The organism is Ruegeria sp. A4, from assembly GCF_056543025.1.
This window is the reverse complement of the sequence record NZ_JBQGAW010000010.1, coordinates 68,784-88,932: the sequence shown is the minus strand read 5'-3', so window position 1 is coordinate 88,932 and position 20,149 is coordinate 68,784. Positions and strand designations below refer to the sequence as shown.

At 53.6% G+C, this 20,149-nt stretch carries 17 protein-coding genes and 1 pseudogene; 12 read left to right on the top strand and 6 right to left on the bottom strand.

Annotation, left to right across the window (positions count from 1 at the left end; genetic code table 11):
* Nucleotides 1–780, top strand: a pseudogene (locus ACR0E2_RS18960) (hypothetical protein); the annotation flags it as partial.
* Between the two features lie 376 nt (nucleotides 781–1,156).
* Entirely contained in the window at nucleotides 1,157–2,047 is an 891-nt protein-coding gene (locus ACR0E2_RS18955) for a class I SAM-dependent methyltransferase (protein ID WP_253283610.1), read from the top strand.
* 134 nt (nucleotides 2,048–2,181) lie between these two features.
* Here the strand turns inward: ACR0E2_RS18955 and ACR0E2_RS18950 are convergent, their stop codons facing one another.
* Both ACR0E2_RS18950 and ACR0E2_RS18945 read right to left on the bottom strand, forming a co-directional pair.
* Nucleotides 2,182–3,237 (bottom strand): acyltransferase family protein, encoded by a 1,056-nt coding sequence (locus tag ACR0E2_RS18950; RefSeq protein WP_480447528.1) that lies wholly within the window; start codon nucleotides 3,235–3,237, stop codon nucleotides 2,182–2,184.
* A 15-nt stretch (nucleotides 3,238–3,252) separates the two neighbouring features.
* Nucleotides 3,253–3,780: a GNAT family N-acetyltransferase gene (locus tag ACR0E2_RS18945; protein ID WP_480447527.1), complete on the bottom strand. Its 528-nt coding sequence runs from the start codon at nucleotides 3,778–3,780 to the stop codon at nucleotides 3,253–3,255.
* Between the two features lie 15 nt (nucleotides 3,781–3,795).
* Here ACR0E2_RS18945 and ACR0E2_RS18940 point away from each other — a divergent pair, with 15 nt between their 5' ends.
* Nucleotides 3,796–4,434, top strand: a complete 639-nt coding sequence (locus tag ACR0E2_RS18940) for a hypothetical protein (protein ID WP_171331785.1) — start codon at nucleotides 3,796–3,798, stop codon at nucleotides 4,432–4,434.
* 144 nt (nucleotides 4,435–4,578) lie between these two features.
* Entirely contained in the window at nucleotides 4,579–5,532 is a 954-nt protein-coding gene (locus ACR0E2_RS18935; protein ID WP_480447526.1) for a glycosyltransferase family 2 protein, read from the top strand.
* Between the two features lie 98 nt (nucleotides 5,533–5,630).
* Here the strand turns inward: ACR0E2_RS18935 and ACR0E2_RS18930 are convergent, their stop codons facing one another.
* A complete protein-coding gene (locus ACR0E2_RS18930; RefSeq protein ID WP_480447525.1) occupies nucleotides 5,631–7,382 on the bottom strand; it encodes a glycosyltransferase family 39 protein in 1,752 nt (583 codons plus the stop codon).
* A 381-nt stretch (nucleotides 7,383–7,763) separates the two neighbouring features.
* Between ACR0E2_RS18930 and ACR0E2_RS18925 the strand changes: the two genes are divergently transcribed.
* Nucleotides 7,764–9,485 carry a glycosyltransferase family 39 protein gene (locus tag ACR0E2_RS18925; RefSeq protein ID WP_480447524.1) on the top strand — a complete coding sequence of 574 codons (1,722 nt, stop codon included), beginning with the start codon at nucleotides 7,764–7,766 and terminating at the stop codon, nucleotides 9,483–9,485.
* A 1-nt stretch (nucleotide 9,486) separates the two neighbouring features.
* A complete protein-coding gene (gene asnB / locus ACR0E2_RS18920; protein WP_171331789.1) occupies nucleotides 9,487–11,391 on the top strand; it encodes an asparagine synthase (glutamine-hydrolyzing) in 1,905 nt (634 codons plus the stop codon).
* Here asnB and ACR0E2_RS18915 read toward each other — a convergent pair.
* The gene (locus tag ACR0E2_RS18915; RefSeq protein WP_171331790.1) at nucleotides 11,388–11,792 is read right to left on the bottom strand and encodes a GtrA family protein; all 405 of its coding nucleotides are present in this window, start codon (nucleotides 11,790–11,792) and stop codon (nucleotides 11,388–11,390) included. The genes asnB and ACR0E2_RS18915 overlap by 4 nt on opposite strands.
* A gap of 556 nt (nucleotides 11,793–12,348) precedes the next feature.
* Between ACR0E2_RS18915 and ACR0E2_RS18910 the strand changes: the two genes are divergently transcribed.
* Genes ACR0E2_RS18910 through ACR0E2_RS18900 form a run of 3 tightly spaced genes read left to right on the top strand, consistent with a single transcriptional unit; the run spans nucleotide 12,349 to nucleotide 14,056 of the window.
* Nucleotides 12,349–12,573: a hypothetical protein gene (locus ACR0E2_RS18910; protein WP_171331791.1), complete on the top strand. Its 225-nt coding sequence runs from the start codon at nucleotides 12,349–12,351 to the stop codon at nucleotides 12,571–12,573.
* The gene (locus ACR0E2_RS18905; protein WP_171331792.1) at nucleotides 12,570–12,956 is read left to right on the top strand and encodes a hypothetical protein; all 387 of its coding nucleotides are present in this window, start codon (nucleotides 12,570–12,572) and stop codon (nucleotides 12,954–12,956) included. Before ACR0E2_RS18910 ends, ACR0E2_RS18905 begins: the two co-directional genes overlap by 4 nt.
* A 59-nt stretch (nucleotides 12,957–13,015) precedes the next feature.
* Nucleotides 13,016–14,056 (top strand): sulfotransferase family protein, encoded by a 1,041-nt coding sequence (locus tag ACR0E2_RS18900; protein WP_253283618.1) that lies wholly within the window; start codon nucleotides 13,016–13,018, stop codon nucleotides 14,054–14,056.
* Here ACR0E2_RS18900 and ACR0E2_RS18895 read toward each other — a convergent pair.
* Both ACR0E2_RS18895 and ACR0E2_RS18890 read right to left on the bottom strand, forming a co-directional pair.
* Nucleotides 14,023–15,354, bottom strand: a complete 1,332-nt coding sequence (locus ACR0E2_RS18895; protein ID WP_480447523.1) for an arylsulfotransferase family protein — start codon at nucleotides 15,352–15,354, stop codon at nucleotides 14,023–14,025. The genes ACR0E2_RS18900 and ACR0E2_RS18895 overlap by 34 nt on opposite strands.
* Before the next feature lie 15 nt (nucleotides 15,355–15,369).
* Entirely contained in the window at nucleotides 15,370–17,256 is a 1,887-nt protein-coding gene (locus ACR0E2_RS18890) for a hypothetical protein (RefSeq protein WP_480447522.1), read from the bottom strand.
* Nucleotides 17,257–17,492: 236 nt separating this feature from the next.
* On the opposite strand from ACR0E2_RS18890, the gene ACR0E2_RS18885 reads away from it, so the two are divergent.
* From ACR0E2_RS18885 to ACR0E2_RS18875, 3 genes are all read left to right on the top strand, one after another.
* Nucleotides 17,493–18,482, top strand: coding sequence for a glycosyltransferase family 2 protein (locus ACR0E2_RS18885; RefSeq protein ID WP_480447521.1), 990 nt, complete (start codon nucleotides 17,493–17,495; stop codon nucleotides 18,480–18,482).
* Nucleotides 18,479–18,871: a GtrA family protein gene (locus ACR0E2_RS18880; protein ID WP_171331797.1), complete on the top strand. Its 393-nt coding sequence runs from the start codon at nucleotides 18,479–18,481 to the stop codon at nucleotides 18,869–18,871. Before ACR0E2_RS18885 ends, ACR0E2_RS18880 begins: the two co-directional genes overlap by 4 nt.
* 214 nt (nucleotides 18,872–19,085) lie before the next feature.
* Entirely contained in the window at nucleotides 19,086–20,141 is a 1,056-nt protein-coding gene (locus ACR0E2_RS18875) for a tyrosine-type recombinase/integrase (RefSeq protein ID WP_171331798.1), read from the top strand.
* The last annotated feature ends 8 nt before the right edge of the window (nucleotides 20,142–20,149 follow it).

Sequence of the window (20,149 nt, the reverse complement as noted above, 5' to 3'; positions counted from 1 at the left end):
GAGGCGACACCTCCCGCTACTGAGCAGCCTCAGACCGAGGCAGAGGCGACACCTCCCGCTACTGAGCAGCCTCAGACCGAGGCAGAGGCGACACCTCCCGCTACAGAACAGCCTCAGACCGAGGCAGAGGCGACACCTCCCGCTACTGAGCAGCCTCAGACCGAGGCAGAGGCGACACCTCCCGCTACAGAACAGCCTCAGACCGAGGTGGAGGCAACACCTCCGGCCACAGAGCAGCCTCAGACTGAGGCAGAAACCGAGGTCGAAGAACCCGTCAACATTGCCGAACCTGAAGGCGAACTGATGATCGACATAAGCAATCAGGACAGCCGCGGAAACATTGGCAAAGTGCTGGGTTACTCTGACGCCGAAGAAATTGCTTTCTCGGTCGAGATGACCCGAGGTGGAGAGGATACCGGTGCCGAGCGGCTTATCTGGAACCACTCGAACTTCGGCCTGAAACTGACCAAAAAGGGGCATCTGGTCGCGAAAGTCGACAACAATGATGGCGGTTTCCGTGACGGTTATAAGATCAAGAATCTTGATCTGAATGACGGAGAGACGCACCAGGTGACCATGTTGGTCGATCAGAACACCGATCGCCTTCAGGTTCTGGTAGACGGTGCTGTTGTCCTGGACGAAACCGAAACGGATTTCGACTTTGCAGGCGGCCGGGAACGCGACTGGTACGTTGGTGACAGCGTGGAAACCTTTGGCATCGGAGATGATGCCGATTTCCTGGACACATCATCGAATCCATACCCGGATTTGTTTGCCTGACGGCAACAACCCCCTCTGGCTAGAACAATTGTCGATCAAACCACGGGCGGGGCTCAGATTTGAGCCTCGCCCGTGTCTTCTCCGGGCTGGCGCGCTGTGGAACATGTGAAACAGCGCGGATACGCCCTTTATGCGGCATCCCTGTTGACTTAAAGCTGATTGCCAGCAACGCCAAATTGATTACGAAACATGCAAAAAAGGGTTTTGGCCACATTCAGGAACTTTGCGCCCCATATCGCACCCCCTTTTCAAGACCGGGCTGTCCAAACGGATCGGTTCCTTAACGGGGTTGCGGCAGTTTGGCCTTCCGGGGTGAAGAGTATTTGTCTCGACACATGATCCTGCATCGGCATCATATATGGCAGACATACGGGCCATGACCTTGCTTACGAGTGAACTTATTCAATTACGGGACCACGAAATGAAACCTGAGAAAATGCCGGTGACCGCAGCAAGCTACCAAGCTTACCTGAACAGCCCGTACAAAAGCAGCAAGCATTCGACTTACTTCGATGTGTATGACAAGCTTTTCTCTCCTTATGTCGGCAAGCCGATTACCTTCGTCGAAATCGGGGTTCTGAGCGGCGGCTCTCTGTTCATGTGGCGCGAATTTTTTGGACCACAGGCCCGCATCATCGGTGTTGAACTGAACCCCGGCGCAAAGCGTTGGGAGCAGGAAGGCTTTGAAATTTTCATAGGCAGCCAGAGCGATCCTGCCTTTCTCGAAAAACTTGCAAACGAGATCGGTGAAATCGACATTGTCCTGGACGATGGCGGCCACACCTATGAACAACAGATTATCACAACAGAGTGCCTGCTGCCGCATATCCGCGATGGAGGCATGCTGGTCGTGGAAGACACACATACATCCTATATGGAAGGCTTCGGTCCCAAGCACCGTTCCTTCGTAAAATACGCCATGAGCATGGTAGATCGCGTAAACCGGCGCTTTTCCAAACTCCTATCGGATGCTGCGGAAAAGCGGGTTTGGGGCATCCGTTTCTATGAATCTTTTGTTATATTCGATGTGAACCGCAAGGCGACCTCTATCGTGTCCGTACCAACCGACAATGGCGGGGAGGACCTGAACGCAAAAGACTTCCGCCACGCGGACAACCAGACCTATGAAAATTTCCTGAAAGCGTCTAAAAGCCTGTCGGCCCTCAAGGTCATCCCAGGTACGCGATCCTTGGCCAAGCTGGCCCGACATGTGATATCGCTGCCATCAAACCTGAAGCATGCGCGGAAACTGAAAGAGTTTTTCTGAATTTCCACCGCCTTTTCGGCTGAACGCATTGCCGGTTTCAGATCGTCAACATCCCTGGGATCGTCAGGTCGATGCGCTACAAGACTGTTCGGGCATACCGAGCTTGTCCCCGGCAGAGTTATACACCGCAATGGTCAGGAGAATGCTCGCTTCATCTTTTTGGTCATGGGTTTTTCGATCATGGAAAAAACCAGACACCCTGCGGCTACGCTGCTTATCAGGCACAAGATGGACAGAACGTCACCATTTACGGGCCTGAGGACAATCGAAGACACTTTATAAAAGGCGGGAATGGTGAGTATCTGGACAAGGTAGATGCTGTAGGATGCATCTCCGAGATAAACCAAAAACCGATTTGAAATCTGCGTCGCAAACAGCAGCCCAAAAACGATAAAAAACGACGGTACACCCCAGATAATGACACGGTTTGTTGGGTCGACCTCAAGTTCACTCGACAGGGAGGCACATAAAAGAAGCATCCCGAAAACAAATATCAAGACCCCTGTCTTTTCCCTGATTTCAAACCCCTTGTTGTAAAAATACGCAACAGCCATCCCAAACAGGAACTCAAGCGATATAAAATCACCGGACGCCAGGGACACCCCGGCCAGAACCAGGCTGACAACCAGGAAAACATGGCCCCACGACCTCAGGAAGAGAGACAGTCCAAAAACAAAGTAAAAGAGCATCTCCCATTCCAGGGTCCACCCAACATAAACAATCGGCGGCTCACCAAGCACCAGAAGCGAAGAAAACAGAAGCGATGACAATATGATGGTTCCTGAAAGCTCCATGGACCTGAAGATCCCGGGAACAGCGTAATAAACCGCCACAACAAAAAGTGTGATCAGCCAGTAAATTGGCACGATCCTTATAATTCTCGACTTCAAGAAAGCGCCTGTGTGCCGCTTTTTCTGCATTTGTGTGTGCAGCATGACAAAGCCGGATATCACGAAAAAAATATCGACCCCATTTGCACCCCACCCGGCCAGGAAGGATAAATAATGGGTGCTTTGTCCATATGTTGATGCCGTCTTGATGACATGGAGGAAAACCACATTTATGGCAGCAAAGGCTCGTAAGGCTTGAATATTATTGATCATCTGTTTCGAGTTTATTTCCCGGATAAAATTCTGACCGAACTGGCACGTCACGGATTGAAATGCTGTGACTGCCTCGCCCCTCAGCATTCACTGATTCAAGAGTTATCTTTCCTCCAGCCGACAAATCGATGGCGGCGCATCCTGTCGCCAATGAACGGTCCCATTTCGGCGGTGGACCCCCTGTCCGATGGGCAAGAACCCCGCTGAAAGAATGCCGCGTTCTGACGACAAATTACTGTCACTGCAATCAATATAAATACGCGTGGTCCCCTCTTCTGCCAGCGTGCGGCACACATGTTTCAGAATTTCCACATAATACCCCCGGCCCCGCATATCAGGAACGGTAAAGCAGTGAGAGATCAGAGCACAGTGCTCGGTCATCGGGAAGAAATATACGTTCACGTTTTGCCCGGAGCGGGTTTGCGCAATGGTTGCCGGAACCCCGCCGGAAAACCCGATCCAGACGGACATGCCCGCGTTCAGATCGCCTTGAACATCCCAGTGGATCTTGTCCTGATTGCGCTTCAGAAAGTCTTTGCTTTGATCATCAAGATCGGACCAACTGCGAAAACACTGCACGGTCAACGTGTTTGACATGCTGTCGATCTGCCGGGCCTTGCCGCCACTCATGGCAAAGAGCAACCTATGCTGTCCGACGACACGATCCCTGAAAAGCATCCATATTGTCTTCAATCCGCCAACACCTCCCCCCCGGCGAAAGGACCGCAAGACAAGATTGAGTCGGTGGAAAGATGCCATCAAACGCCCCTGCCTGGTTTTGCCATCCGGACGGCAACAGAACCGGTATTTCGTTCGACTTCAAGAAACACAGGCCGCATCCCCTGCGATCTTTCGGAAGGTGCGGTAGCTAAGAAAATACGCTCCAACACCTGTGAACAGGTTGATAAGAATTCGTTTTCCGGCGTTATGGGGGTTAATTTGGCAGATGCGGCAAAGAGGCTGGCTCTTCCGAAACCAGACGTTTCTGGGTCAATTTCTGGACCCGGCCTGAAAGTATCAAAGCACCTGTGCTTTGCCTTCACGCAAGATGCTTTCACTCTTTTTCGAATTTCGAATGTCATGCATCGCCCTTTCACTTCTGCACAAACCTTCCTCAATCAGTTTGAGATGTATAGTACTCACTATCTTCATCTTGATGAGCATTCGGTTTTCTTTTTTCGAGCCCCAAAAGCGCGCGCTTGGTTACTCACATTGATCACGCTAAAAAAGCCGCTATTCCCGATGCGCACCATGAATTACTTATTGGCGGTGAAAAGGTACTAAAAATCGAAATTTTGCGCGCCCATACAGAACCTTTTGAACCGAAGTCAAATCCATGATCACCTGTGTCCAGACGAACGGGAAAAGATACGCGTTATGACGCCGTTAAACATTAGTACCCCCACAACTCCGTCCCGGGAAAAAGCCTTGGACCAAAGCGCTCCGACGCTCAGCATCATCGTGCCCATGTTCAATGAAGAAGAGGTTCTGCCGGCCCTGTTCGAACGTTTGGGGCAATTCCTCGATCAGCTTGGGGAAAGCTACGAGATCATCTGCGTGAACGACGGCAGCACAGACGCGACCGCCAGGATTCTGGCCGCCGCGTATGAGCGCGATGATCGTATCAAGGTGCTTAACTTTTCACGTAATTTCGGCAAGGAAATCGCATTGACGGCGGGGCTGGATGCAGCTGCGGGTGAAGCCGTTGTTCCCATAGACGCGGATTTGCAGGATCCGCCTGAACTGATCGAGACATTTCTGGAAAAATGGCGCGAAGGGTTCGATGTCGTCTATGCCGTCCGGCGCCACCGCGACAGCGATACCGCGATGAAACGCTGGACAGCGCGGAAGTTCTATCAGGTCATCAACCGGCTTTCGGGGGTACCGATACCCGCCAATACCGGCGATTTCCGCCTTATGGACCGGCGCGTGGTTCAGGCTGTAGGGCAGCTGCGCGAGCACAACCGCTTTATGAAGGGCCTTTTTGCCTGGGTCGGGTTTCGGCACACCGAGGTGGCGTATGACCGCCCCGAGCGTGCGGCGGGGCAGACCAAATTCAACTACTGGCGCCTTTGGAACTTTGCGCTGGACGGTATTACCGGGTTCAGCACCGTGCCTCTCAGGATTGCGGGCTATGTCGGCATGCTGACTGCGTTGGCCGCGATCATCTATGGTGTTTTCCTGATCTCACGCACCCTTGTCTACGGGGTGGATGTACCCGGCTATGCCTCATTGATGGTTGCAGTGCTGTTGATCGGTGGCCTGCAACTTGTCGTGCTGGGCGTCATCGGGGAATATCTGGGGCGGCTTTATGCAGAGGCTCAGAAACGCCCGCTTTACATTGTCGAAAGCAGCCTGGGGCTGAATGATCAGGCCCTTTGACCCGCCTGCGGACAAGCCACCTAGCCCGCAGACCAGCATTTGTCTGCCAGACACGGCCATCCTTAGTAACAGCGCCACCAGAAGGACAACTCGGGTAATTAATGCCCGGTGTCGGGCTCGAAAAGCTCGGCGCTGGCCCGCAAACGTTCAAGTTTCAGAGTGAGTTCATAATTCTGAAGAGCTTCACGCCGTACATCGTTGATAGCGGATTGTCCCACATCGGGCCACGTGAGTAACCAGACCCGAGCATCGGGATTACGTCGCAAAGCCGCGCCATAATCCGCGACGATGAATTGTGCGTCATTGATGTAGTAGAATAGCGGCGTATCAACCCAATTACGGTCCCGCAGGAAAACGAGGTCTCCATCTTTCATTTCTGGCCGCATGGCGGTTGCAATACCCTGATAGTCATTAGGAGAGCCCGGCTTGCCAGCGGCGTAAGGTATACTGGCTGCGAACACCACCACGCACAGGCTGATCAAAGCTATCCTGAAGCGGTGGCGCTGGAACAGCCAGACTGCACCCGCCGCACACAGGATCAGCAGATAAGGCACAAAAAGCAAAAAAGCCCTGGGAGCAAGGATAGAAACCTTGTGAGACGCTGCGAACAGGATCAGCGGAGAAACAACCGCGATCAGCCACAAAAGCAGTGTCCGCTCCTGAGGATAGTGCAACGTGTTCGAAGGTAACCTGGGCACAAAGCTCCCCCATATGCTGCCCAGAACGGGAATAAGTAGCGCCAGAAAGGGTAAAACAGACATCGCCATCAGCGCTTCGTTTCTGCGATGGGCGATCGAACCCAGCCAAAACATGAAACAGGCCAGGCAGACCGCCGACGACACCAAAACCCATACCGGGATTTTCTGCTGCGCGCGCATCACTGGCACTTCGCGTTTTGGAGCTTTCAGGCTGGCCGCTAGGAGCAACAGGGCGAAGCCCAGAACCAGCCAGGTCCAGATCCGCCCGATTTGCAGCAGCGGGACAGCAAAATCGTCTATCGCAAACAGGAACCCAAAAGAGAAATACTCGACCAGGAAATCAAAAGAAGGATCAGGAGCTGCTCCTTTGCGCGCTCGATAAACCGCATGTGTTAGGGCCGGAGCAGACAGTATAAAGGCAAGCGCTTGCACCTGCAGCAACCGTGGGGCTTGCCGCAGACCGATACGTTGACGGAACCGTAGGCCATCCACTTTTGGTCGGGGCAGCACCAGGGCAGCCCAGAAGACGTGTATCATGATCAGGGGCCAGAACAGCTCAACCGTCAGAACCCCTGCGATAACCGAGGCGACATAAGCAATCTCAAAACCCGGGCGCGGCTCGCGTGTTCTGACGAGACAAAGAAGGAGCCAGGTCGCCAGCAACGATAGAAAAGCCCCCGCGACGTACATGCGCGCCATCTGACTCCAGAACACATGAAAACCGTGAAGAGACAGCAACAACGCGGCCAGACACCCCACGGTCGATCCGAATATGCTGCGGGCGATCAGGAAAATCAGTGGAATCGAGCCGACGGCAAACAAAACGCTGGGGAACCGCAGGGCAAAATGGGATGTTCCAAAAGCTTTGGTCCAGCCCAGCATGGACACATACCAGCCCATGGGATGCGGTTCATCGTGGAAATGCCACCAGATGGTTTCAGCCAGGTTATGGCGCGGCGGCGGTTCGGATATACCGGAAACCAGGTTGATGCCAGGGACATAGATTTCCGGATGGGACATACTGCGCAGATCAATTCCCCAGAGCCGCAGTATCAGCGTCAGCAAAACCGCGATCGTCAAGGCAAACAGGACGGCGCCTGTGCGATACTCGCGTCTGTTGGGAAAAACAGAACCTTTTTCGGATGTCGTCATGAAATTTTTGTCTCTTACTGCGCGTTATGACCGCGGGAGGAACACAATCGTCCCGGTAGAAACCGTCCAGGTCTCGTCACGGAATAAACCAGCCTTTAGTTCACCATGATGCGACCAAAACAGTCAATTCGGGCTAAGTCTGTTTCACAGCTCTCTCGACCGAGATGTATATGCACCGGATTGAAACATAATTACACATAGCTAGAAATTGTTTCGTTAAACTGCGATCATCAGCAGAATAAGTTCCTGATGATCCAAAAATTGATATGAGTGATAAGAAATGAAATCTCTGTCGTATTCTCGGCACAGGTAGAGCCGGGTTTGCAAAATTCCGCAGAGCACTTAGGACATAAACGTTAATGGTATTGAGTACATAGTTGGATGGGCAGGCTTTCTTTTGGCGCTTTGGCGGGAGTGACGGGTGCTATTTTAGGGCTGCTTTTACCAGTCGGTCTGTTCACCTGGGTGTTGCGCGGCACCGATCCGGCGGCCGATCCAGCCTTTACCCAAGGGGTTTGGCTGTTCAAGGCCGGTCTCATCATCATAGGGGCATATCTTCTTTTACTGCGGCTTCTGCCTATTGGCCGTCCGCTATCTCCACAGCGCCCCGAGGTTTCTCCCGCTAGCCCGGTCCAGACACTGATCTTTGGCCTTCTGCTGATTTGCGCCGCGGCTTTGCGGTTTTACCGACTTGATACCGGCATCTGGTATGATGAAATTCTGACATCCGTAAATTACATGCCCCTCACAATCGGGCAGATCGTCAGCACCTATCACGATGCCAACAACCATGTCCTGTTTTCGGTGCTGGCGCGCCTGTCTTTGTCGGTCTTCGGTGACAGTGTCTGGGCCTTGAGATTGCCTGCGGTCGGTTTTGGCATTGCCGGCATTGCCGCTATTTACTTTTTTGCCCGCCGCGTCGGCCCGACTCGTGAGGCTCTGTTTGCGGCGGCACTAATGGCGTTTTCCTATCACCACATCTGGTTCAGCCAGAATGCACGTGGTTACACCGCATTACTGTTCTTTGCCCTGCTTTCCAGCACCTGGTTTCTGGACGCCATGCGCCAGGGGAGCCCCCGCAAATGGGGGCTGTATTGCCTTGCCGTCGTCCTAGGGGCGTATGCGCACCCTACCATGGGGCTGATGGTGCTTGCGCATTTTGCAATCTGGAGCGCGGCCTGGGTCCAGCAAAACAAGCAATGCAAGCGCTATCGCTGGAACGGGTTGTTTTGTGGCTTCATCCCGGTGGGTCTGTTTACGTTTCAGGTCTATGCTCTGGTCTTGCCCAGTATGGTCGGCGGGGCGCTATTGAATTCCGGACTGAAGGGCGAAGACAACGAGTGGACCAACCCTTTTTGGGCATTGGCAGAACTGTTCAGCAGTCTGCAAATCGGGTTGGCCAGTGCGGGTGTTGTGATAGCCGCCGGTCTTGTCTTTGCGATTGGTGTCATCAGCTTTGCCCGAACGCGACCGGCTGTTGTGGCGTTGTTTCTGATCCCGGTTGGAGTCGGTTTCATAGCAATGACCAGTATCGGGTATACCCTGTTCCCAAGGTTTTTCTTTTTCACCTTCGGATTTGCGATACTTATCGTGATCCGCGGTGCCTTTGTTGCCGGCCAGTTGACTGCGCACCTGGCACGGTTGCCCGCCGCAGCCACGAAATGGCTGCCCGGACTGATATGCGCAGGCATTGTGGCGGTATCTCTTTTATCCCTCCGGCACGTGTATCTGCCAAAACAGGATTTCAATGGTGCCATCAATCTGATTGAAAGCGACCTGCAACCCGGGGACACGGTTCTTGCTGTCGGGATCGCAGGATTTCCGTTCAATGCATACTATGACAAGGGGTGGGATGTCATCGAAACGACCGATGATCTGGATCGCCTAGCCTCACAGTCAGGCAGAACCTGGTTGGTCTATACGATGCCGGTGCACGCCCGGACCACATATCCGGGAATACTGGAGAGGATCAAAAAGGAATACGCTACCGTTGCGCGGTTCCGGGGTTCTCTGGGCGGGGGAGACGTGGTGGTCAACCTCGCAGATCCGACCAAGGCCCAAGCCACAGGAAAGAGTACAAGTACTGTAAAGGATAACGATTGATATGTGCGGAATATGCGGAATCCTGCAGGTCGACCCGGCGGCTGATCGCCCCGAAAAAGAGCTGATCACGGCAATGGCAGCAACATTGGCCCATCGCGGACCAAATGATGATGGCGTCTGGCTGGACGAGGACGTTGCGCTGGGTTTTCGGCGTCTTTCGGTGATTGACCTGTCTTATGCAGGTCATCAGCCAATGACAAACGAGGACGGCACTGTAGTGATTGTCTTCAATGGCGAAATCTACAACTTTCAGGAACTGAAAGAGAAATACCGCCTTGAAGAGCGCGGCCATGTCTTCAAGTCCCGCACGGATACCGAGGTTCTGATCCATCTTTACGAGGAAATTGGCCTCGACATGATCCCGGAACTCAACGGGATGTTTGCATTTGCGATCTGGGACACGCGCAGTAAGTCATTGCACTTGGCGCGTGACCGCTATGGGATCAAACCCTTCTTCTACCAGAAAGATAATGACCATTTTCGCTTTGGCTCTGAGATCAAGGCGATCATCGCCGATGACCGGGTTGTGCGGAAACCGTCGATGCAGGCCCTGCATGACTTTCTGACCTTCAACTACATCCCGGGAACCCAGACAGCCTTTGACGGTATTTCCGAAATACCGCCGGGGCATCACATGACGGTCACCCGTGACGGCACAATCTCGATACGGCGGTACTGGGATCTGAACTTCCATGTCGATCCCGGTATGACCGAAGCACAGGCGATTCAAAAGTCTTATGAACTCATGGACAAGGCTTTGCAGCGCCGTCTGGTCGCGGATGTTCCGATTGGCGTGTTCCTGTCGGGAGGACTGGATTCCAGTACCCTGGTCGCACTCATGCACAAACATGTGGATGAGCCGATCCACACCTATTCCGTCGGCTTCGAAGATCAAAGCTTCAATGAGCTGCCCTATGCCCGAATTGTGGCCGAAAAGTTCAACACCAAGCATCGTGAAGTAACCGTCACCGCCGATATGGTGCGGGACATGCTACCAAAATACCTGAGCTTCACCGATGAGCCATATGGCGACGGGTCTGCAATACCGACGTATTTCATCAGCGAACTGGCCCAGGACGAAGTGGTTGTCGTTCTGTCGGGCGAAGGCGGCGACGAGGCGTTCGCCGGCTATGATACACACGCAGCCTACAACATGTATAAACAGGCCCGAAAGATACCCGGGTTCATTCGGAATGGCGTGATGAAACCGCTGGTGAACTGTTTGCCCGTGTCAGACAAGAAGCTCAGCTTCGAATTCAAGGCCAAGCGGTTTCTGGGCGGGCTGGACCTGCCGCCTGAAGAAGCCCATCTTTGGTGGCGGATTGTCCTGGGCGAAGCTGAAAAACTGGACCTTTACGCAGATGGTGTGGCCGAAACCGAGACTTTGCAGCCTTCAGTGCGGCATTTTCAGGCGGCCTACGAACATTGCGGCGCGGAAGAGACCCTGTCACGTCTGATGTATATCGATTCAACCATCTTCCTGCCCGACGATCTGATGATCAAGAATGACCGGATGACCATGGCGCATTCTCTTGAGGCCCGGGTGCCCTTTACCGACCCGGAGCTGACCGGATTCATGGCCACAGTCCCCTCACATCTGAAAATGAAGAACCGGCGCAAGAAACATCTCATGCGGCGGGCAATGGAAAACGATCTGCCCGACAGCATTCTCAACAAAAAGAAGGTCGGGCTTGAAATGCCCTATTCCCGCTGGCTCAAGATCGAGCTGAAGGATCTGATGATGCGCTATCTCGGGCCCGAGAATATTCAGCGTACAGGCCTGTTTCGGGGTCAGGCGGTGCAGACACTGATCAACGACCATCTGAGCGGGAAACGGGACAATGGCCGCCCGCTCTGGGGTCTTTTGAACTACATGATGTGGTACGAGCTTTACATCGATGCCTAATCCGGTTTGCGGAATACCCAGAGTGTCGAAATCACATAGCTGGTAACAAAAGATGCCCCGATCGCAACCAACAGGATAAACCAGAAAGGCAGGGTGGTCGCATATCCCAGCCCTGCCACTACTGCGAGGCGGGCCACCAAAGATGACAGGACCGCCAGAAGGTATTTCCCATACCCCAGGAGCGAGATTGTACCTTTGTCGGTGTGCTCATAGCTGAAGATATTATGCCCGCAGTAATTGACAAATGAGCCCAGCACAAAGCCGCATATCGAAGCAAAAACATAAGGGGCTGCAAAAGTCAGAACGAGCAAAAGCGCCAACAGGTAATCCGCAATCGTACCCAGAACGCTGATACTGAGAAACCTGAGGAGCAGGCGCTTATCTTTGAGCTCTGAAATCATGGCTTTAAAGCTTCAAAATGGTCATTGGCTGGAGATAACGGGGCAAAATGGTTTCCGTTTAAATAACTATCAAGAACAAAGTTAATCCGATGGAAATCTGAGAACGATGTATTGCTCAAATCTCCCTCGTTTAGCTCTTAGGACGTATGACAGGATAAGGTGGTTGTGTTACAAAATAAAATCTTAACTAAATACTCGGCTTTATACAGAGTCTTGTCGGAACCTTTGCGCTTAAACAAGAAACACTCACCCGATCAAACCCGGAATGTTAATAAACCCAAGCGCCCATGTTTTGAAAACATTCGATATCAGCCAAGCTACCTTTGACGCTCCTTACACAATATAATGGGGTAATAATCCGACACTAACCCGTATTGTCCTGTTTGCAAATCGGGCGCTCCATACACATCATCGCAGGGATACAGGCAACTAGGGCACGCAGGAAGTTTGGAGCCTTTGTACCTGAGAGCTAAAGTGCTAACCTTCTTGACGATTGCATGAGTGCTGCCCCGCTGTACCGTACTTATGTGAGTTGAAGATTGAGGTGATAACCACAATGCGTATATTAATTCTTTTATCCGGGTTACTTATCATTCCAACGACCGCACTGGCGTATATCGGACCCGGGGCTGGGCTGGGCGCAATCGGCACGCTTGTCGCACTGGTCGGAGCCGTACTGCTCGCGATTATCGGGTTCGTGTGGTACCCGGTCAAACGCATGATGCGGCGGCGGAAACCTGTGGACGGGGTATCCGGAGACGACCCGAAATCAAATACGTGATCGTAGCCGTCGGATTGACCGCAGTAGTCGCGTTTGTGCTGGCTCTGGTCGCGTTGCGCCTCATACCGACAGCAATATCAGCGATCAATATTGCTTCTGCTGCTGTTGCGGCTATGCGCGACCCTAGCCTGAACGAAGAAGCACGCGAAACTGCCGTACAACGTGCATCGCTGCGCCTATTCGGTTGTTTCGGACAAATACTCTGGCGCTTTCTGACAATCCTTGCCATCAGCGCGGCCCCAATCCTGACAGCGAACGCTCTAGGGCTTGCCGAGACTGAGGCCGTCACTGCCTGGCTTCTGCGCTGGGATGTGATCATCATCCTGTCTGTCTCTCTGATCGCACTTTGGTATTTGAAGGGGCGGGTGTGGACTTTGAAGTAAGATACAACCGGTCTGAGCGGATATTTCACCGGCTGGCTTTTTCGGGCCCGTCCGTCCAAATGGTCGCAGCTGATATAGAAAATATCACATTGGCCCGGCAATTTACGGGCGCCAATGATCGTAACCCCGTGTTTATTACATCGTTGGCCCGTGCCGGAACAACACTGGTATTGGAGCTTTTGTCCCAACATCCAGATTTAGCCTCTCATACATATCGCGACATGCCGTTTGTTCTGGCACCGGTTTTTTGGGACCGGTTCTTTGGGCGCTTCCGTCGGGAGGGCGAAGCCCGCGAACGCGCTCATGGCGATGGGGTACAAATTGGGTTCGACAGCCCCGAAAGCTTTGAAGAGGTATTCTGGAAGGCGCATTGGCCCGATCATTATCGACGCGCGAAGCAGATTCCGCTTTGGAAACCACGTCATCTCCATACAGAAGCGACGGCATTTTTTCGCAAACACATGCAAAAGATCGTGTCCCTCAGGCGGCCCGAGAACAGCGCTGTGGCGCGCTATGTCTCAAAGAATAACGCTAACATCGCACGTATCGACCTTTTGAAAGAAATGTTGCCCGATGCTCATATTCTGGTTGTCTTGCGTCATCCGCTGGAACACGCGGCCTCGCTTTTGCGTCAACATAGAAATTTTGCGATGCAACAGGCCGCAGATTCGTTCGTCACACGGTATATGGCAGATATCGGCCATTTCGAGTTTGGAGAACTGCACCGCCCATTCGGATTTCCCGGGCTGTCAGAACGCGCAACACCAGACGCGCATGATTATTGGTTGGCCTATTGGATCGCTGCTTTCCAACATGTCGAAGAACGGTACGAACACGTACAGATATTGCCCTATGAGGCGCTTTGTTCTGATCCCGGACCGGTCCTGCAACAATTGTGTCTGACGCTGGATCTGGATCCGGATGAATTATCCGGAGCGACCGATCTGATCCGCCCACTGACACGCAAAACCGATCCCGGGCAGTTTTCACCGGCGCTGGTCGCAGAGGCGGAGGCGATCTATGCCACACTTTCCACGCGCTCCGGCTACCCGCACGCGCATGCTGATCAGGAACAGACCCAGACGGACCGATCAACATAATCCAAGGGATAGCGCCGCGCCTCTTCTACGAGCGCAGCCGAGCTGGTTCCGGCCACAAACACCATAGACCAGACAAGCTCTCCGTCTGGGGTGATTTCGAAAACACGGCCAGACATGCTTTCGGTCACAAGGATATTCCCATTAGGCAAAGTCTGGTGCGTGCCCATTATAAAGCTGAAAAACAAATGATCCTCTGTTGACGGATAAATCGTCTCGGTCAGACTGGTGGCAGGATCAAAGCGAAGAATACGTGCCCCGGCGAAATCGCGCCCGGGCACCATAGCACCACCGCCATTATCAAAAACCGTGATGGTCCCGTCCGGCGCTATGTCCGGATCATGCTGCTGTACCCATGGCCCGTGCTGCATCCAGACGATCTTGCCACTGGCTTTGTTAAGCACAGCCAGCGCGTTGAGATTGCGCATGGACAGCAGTAAGTCACCGGCTTCCGCACCAGGAATGCGCGCACTCAATTCAGGAGTGACAACTTCGATATCATTGAGATGTACGGGATCTAGATCTTCCGGATTGAGCCCGTGGATGATTTCAAACTCTTGGTGCTCGGCCAACCAGTCGATTGTCGGCTCAAGGATCGGGATATCTTCGACAACACGCCCCTCCGGGTCAATCCGCAGGGCTGAATCGGCATAATAATTGTCGGAATTCAGGATAGCCTCGACTGAGGCGCCCGGAAGCATGTATTCCGAAGCCACCGTTGAAGGATCACGCTTATTTGGAATCCAGTAGCTCCCGTCCGGGTTTTCCGTGATCGAGTGGTGGGTCATCTGATCAACGGTCCAGACGACATCACCACAAGGGTCAAGACGTACCGTGCCACGTTCTGCGAAATTGATCAGGACAGACCCGTCTTCCTGCAGAGCAATTCCTTGCGTGTGATATCCCCCTGATCCTTGGGGAATTGCGCTGGCAGGCACGATATGGGTCGGATCAGGCCAGATGGCGTGGAAATCAAGCGGCCACTCACGCAGAAGCGTACCATCTGTATCGTAGACCCGTGCCTGTATGCCCTCGTCGAACATGCCCTGCATAACCGTAAGCCCGGGCCAACTGCGTTCAGTGTCATGCTTTACCAAACCAACGCCTTCATACCGGCGCGGCATCCACCGGGGATCACGGTACCACGGCCCCCTGATCAGTTCCTCTGCGGTATCCTTTGCCTCGCGGATTAAGGCCGTCGGTGGCAGGTTCAGCACCGCAGCCGAAATGCCCGCAAGAAAAGCAAGTAGCGCGCCGCTTGCCAGAAAAATAACAAGCCCAAGTACATTCCTGCTCCCCATTGCGACATACTCCCGTTAATTAAATGTATCGAATATTTCCTCCAGAGGGCGTGCATCCTTCACGTCATATTCGATCATCCACGCCGTTTCGGACGCTGCCAACTTATGCTCTATCCGCAAAGTCGAGAACGGGAGGTTAGCCGTCTCGACAAACCGATAACAAAGGCCGTTCATTTCGGTATCTTTAGCTTGCCAGTAAAACTGATTCGACCTGATCCATCGCCCGGCTTCATCCAGCTGTGTCGCAACAATCTGACCAGTACCGGGATCAATATCGGCGCAGGTCTGACCGATCAAAACCGCCATCCCATCAGAATAACAAATCGCACCGCGTGCATTACCGCCCAGTGGAAAACAGGTGAGTTGAACTCGCAAGGGGTTCAGGTTTTCGAAACAGACAAACAGTGTATCGTCGACCATAAAAACCGATCCATCTACCGGAAACCCCGTGCATGCCTGCGGCGGGGTCAATACCGACCCAGCGTAGTCTGTCGCACCATAGCGAACCTGAAAAATGGAGTTCATATCCACACCGCGATGAAACGTGCTTTGGGTTTGAAAATCGCCGAATTTCAAAGACGGAGACCAGGGCTCACCGACTGAGCGGATCGGTGTAGATCTGACATTGAACCCATCCAGCAACCGGGCTCGTTCTACAATAGCGTCCGCCAATTCTATGTCCCGCTCCGCCATTTGGTTAAACAGGGGCCAGATATGTGATGAGGCGACTACCTGACCGACGCCATAAACCAAGCACAAACTCATCACTCCAGCCAATACCAAGCGTGATATAGACACCCCATCGGCCGCCTGCGCGATAACCGTGCCCGAAGCCAAAACAATGCCCACAAAGATAAACCCGACAAACCCGATGCTACGCCCGATCAAATAGGGTTCCGGATAGAGAAACCAGATCAGAACTGGCAAAATGAAAAGCGCGCCTAGTCCTCCGACTAACACGCGCAATCCTCCTATCAACCCACTAGCAGAAAGCCTGCCGGCAGCAAAGACTGCTATCGTCGCCGCGGCCAAAACCAAGATGCAGGCGGCGGCCAGGCTCAACAAAAACAGACGCCGATAAAAAGACGGCATCCCCAGGAGCCCACCGCTATGGATCAACTTCTCAATCCAGTAGAGAGCAGACAGCTTATCGGCAAGGACAGCGGTATCTATACCACTCGAGAAACGGAAATCTACCTTGAGATCCAGAGCGTAAATCGTAGCGTCACGTTGTAACTGATACAGGATCAGAGCTGCACCAGAGGCGATCAGGACCCTCAACAGAAAGAACAGGCATTGCCGGTGGTCAAATCGATCGACCCGGATCAGAACCAGAGCCGGTATAATAAACCCCAGCAAAACATAGCTTTGATAAAAGCCAATGGATATAGCCAGCAGTTCGGCGGCTACGGCCATTCGTAGAAGCAGTCCGGAACGCGACCACCGCCCCTGGGGCTTAACCAATACCATGGCCCCAACGGATGCGAGTAGACCAAGACAAAACCACGGTGCCAGCGTCTGATAGTGCAAAAGCTCGGTCAGATAAACATGCGAAGACCCGGCCAGAAAAACTGTTAGGATGGAAGCTACGACCATGGCTGGCCCCGTCGTCGCAATAGCCTCACGTGCAATCAGAGCAGCAACCCCAAATAAAGCCGCAAAAATGATGGAGACTAGGATTGCAATCGACGCACCCTGTTCAAAAAGAACCTCGTGAGCCCAATGCGCCGCCCAGCGACCGTGAACTTCAGCAAACCCTCGTTCAAGGCCAGCCGCAAACCGCCATTCATCCGGATTGTATCCAGATCGTGCGATACCGATCCCGGCAGTAGGCAGAAACAAAACGGCAGCAATGACAGCTGATACAAACAGAAGCCGTGCTGGTATCCTTGCATCGGTCATGGGGAAGTCCAATTATGAACCACACAAACCAATACCACCCGACAAGACCTTTCTTCGAAATCCGCCTCTGTTATTAGTAAATCTCCCACCTTTTGTCATCCGACGCTCTGAGGACGAGCAATAAGGGAAAGAACTGTTTCCGAAATGCGCATTATTGCTCCGAAATTGTTATTTTACACAATAAATGAGGTCAAAAGCTTTAATCCGCGCGCAGACCGGAAAGAGTTGTTGTAACGATGATCAAAGTACAAAAAACGGATGCGGAAAAACGAATGGAACAGGCCAGCGTCAGCTTGTCAATCGTAGTGCCCTGCTTCAACGAAGAAGCGGTTTTGCCGGAACTCATTCGCCGGGTCAGCTCCGTGGCCGAAACATGCGTTGGATCATCCTGGGAACTCATCCTGGTCGATGACGGGTCCACCGATCGCACACGGGGCATGATCATGGAGCTTGCGGAAACCAAGTTCAATATCCGTGCAATTATCCTGTCTCGAAACCACGGCCACCAGAAGGCACTTTCAGCCGGGCTGACGTATGTGCGCGGGACAAATATTCTGGTGCTGGATGCGGATCTGCAAGACCCGCCTGAACTCCTACCCGATATGCTGGATCTGATGCAGGACGGAGCTGATGTCGTTTACGGGCAACGTCGACAACGAGCGGGAGAAACGGTGGCCAAACGAACAACCGCAGCTGCGTTCTATCGCCTGTTGGACCGATTGACCGATGTTGATATTCCTGTCGATACCGGAGATTTCCGCTTAATGTCCCGAACAGTGGTCGACTACCTGAACGCCATGCCGGAAGAAGACCGCTTTATCCGCGGAATGGTCAGTTGGCTAGGGTTTCGGCAAGTCCCATTGCTGTATGACCGGGCTGAACGCTTTGCCGGGGAAACCAAGTACCCGTTTAGAAAAATGCTGCGCTTGGCGGTTGATGCCATCACCGGATTTTCCATTGTTCCACTGCGCTTGGCGACGTGGCTGGCACTTTTGACCACAGTACTAGGGCTGGCTTTGATCGTATGGGTCTTATTCCAATGGTTTACCGGGGATGTCGTCTCAGGCTGGTCCTCGGTGATGGTGATAGTGCTATTGGTAAGCTCGGTTCAGCTTCTAACAATCGGTATTCTTGGTGAGTATATTGGCAGGCTCTACCTGCAAAGCAAACAACGCCCCCGCTTTGTGGTGGAGCGCGTCGTTTCAGGTCCGGACGAGCACTCGTGAAACCCTTTGATCTAAGAAGTATCCTGTCCTTCGGGGTTGTTGGTATCCTCGCGACAGTCACTCACGCTCTTGTTGCGATTGCATTGATTGAAATCTGCAGCCTGCATCCATTCTCAGCCAACGCATTTGGCTTTGTAACAGGGTTTATGGTGTCTTATTTCGGCCATCACCGCTTCAGCTTTCAATCCGAGGCCGGCCACAGGCGGGCCATGCCACGGTTTCTGGCGATTGCCGGCCTTGGTCTGTTTCTCAACCAGGTGATCGTCTACCTCATGGTCAACCTGGGTGGGGTGAACTATTTTCTGGCTCTTTGCGTGATTATCTTAACGGTTCCGGCAATCACGTATCTGACATCCCGTCGATGGGCTTTCGCCAAGCCATCTTCATGAAGATGGTTTTGGATACCCCGCTTACTACAGCGCCTAAGACCTTATATTCAGAATTATTTGGCTTTTTTATATTGAGGCTTATGTCAAGTAAAACGCAAAAAGTTCCGAAAACGAGGCCTACAGTATTTTCTGATTTGTTGACCATTCATATTCGATAAGTATTCCTTATCACGTTTGATTGATTTTACCCAGAAACTGGCTCAGAATGGCGCGTATGAAGCCCCCTGCCCTATATCTCCCCGCCGCCGCCCCTGCCCTGTCGCAGGCAGATCAGGACGCGCTGAGTGATCTCTATATCCGCGGCACCCCCGCCAATACGCTGCGCGCCTATGAACGCGATCTGATCTATGTGGCGGCGTGGAAAATGGCGCGCTTCGGGGCGGCGCTGGACTGGCCGGAATCTGAGGCCACCGCCCTCGCCTTCATTCTCGATCACGCCCGCGACCTCAGCGACGCACCAGAGGCCGACATCGCGCGTCAGAGCGCCGAGATGCTGATCAAACAGGGCCTGCGCAAATCCCTCGCCTGCCCCGCCCCATCGACGTTGGACCGGCGCATCGCCTCGTGGCTGGCCTTTCACCGTATGAAGAACCTCACCAGCCCGTTCGACGCCCCTCAGGTCAAACAGGCCCGGGCCAAGGCGCGCCGGGCGGCAGCACGCCCCCCTGCCCCAAAGTCGCAGCATCCGATCACCCGCGGAGTGCTGGAACAGTTGCTTACCACCTGCCGTGGGTCGCGGCGCGATTGCCGTGACCGAGCGATCCTGATGCTGGGCTGGGCCAGCGGCGGGCGGCGCCGGTCCGAGATCACCGGGTTGATGCGCGAGGATGTGTCGCTGAAGGAGTTCGACAAGACCGGCGTGGCCTGGCTTTCTCTGCTGGAAACCAAGACCACAGCCAAGGGAGAGACGCCGCGTCTGATCCTAAAGGGCCGTGCCGCGCAGGCGCTGGTGCATTGGATCGAAGCCGGAGACATTACAGGTGGCCCGCTGTTCCGCCCCATCTCCAAGGCGGACCGGGTGCTGAAACGCCGTCTGACCCCGGATGCGATCTATCAGATCATAAAGCATCGACTCAGGCTGGCCGGATTGCCTGAGGATTTCGCCTCGCCGCATGGATTGCGGTCTGGCTTTCTGACCCAGGCCGCGCTGGACGGTGCGCCGATCCAGGCCGCCATGCGGCTGTCGCTGCACCGCTCTGTGGCGCAGGCACAGAAATACTATGACGACGTGGATATTGCCGAAAACCCGGCGGCGGATCTGTTGGGGTGATGGGAGGA